At 47.9% G+C, this 707-nt stretch carries 1 protein-coding gene; it reads right to left on the bottom strand.

Annotation, left to right across the window (positions count from 1 at the left end):
* A partial coding sequence (gene glsB / locus R7Z77_RS25610) for a glutaminase B (protein ID WP_318137083.1) occupies positions 1 to 707 on the bottom strand: 707 nt, incomplete at both ends.

The raw sequence follows: 707 nt of genomic DNA, 5'->3' as shown, positions 1-707 counted from the left end.
TGGCATACCCACACGGTAAGCAATCTCACCGGCACCATCGTACAAACCACAAGTTGCGAGCAATGCATTCAGTTGCTTCGTTTGTGTTGGTGACACCACTGGCTTGCCCGTTTGCACGGAAGTGCCTTTGTTGGCTAGGTAGCTAAAGGTTTTTGCTAAGTCCACACAGCTCATCTTTAAAGCACAGGCATGGAAGTAGTTTTGTAGCACAGGAATAACCTCGTTTTCGAAGTTCCCGAATGAACGCATTAGGTAAGCAATCGCCGCGTTGCGATCGCCGTGCATCATTTCCGAAGCGGCCACGACTTTGTCGTAGACAATGTGAGTATCACCCGACAGCTGACGAACAAACTCAAGTAAGCGCTGACGAGGTGCAGACAAACGACTTTGCAGCAAGTCAGCCACAACAATTGCACCCGCGTTAATAAACGGGTTGCGTGGAATACCCTGTTCCATCTCCAACTGAATCAGCGAGTTAAACGCCTGACCGGATGGCTCTTTACCTACTCTTGCCCAAATTTCTTCTTGTTTGTACAAGCACATGGCCAACGTTAGGCTCAGTGCTTTCGAAATAGACTGAATAGAAAAAGACTCATCGGCATCGCCAGCCTTAATCACTTCACCTTCATTGGTGTATACCGCAATAGCTAATTTATTATTCGGTACTTTTGCCAGAGCCGGAATGTAGTCCGCCACTTTTCCTTGGC

Source organism: Vibrio sp. 1401 (assembly GCF_033340295.1).
The sequence above is the reverse complement of the archived record's forward strand: the minus strand, read 5'-3'. Positions and strand labels throughout refer to the sequence as shown.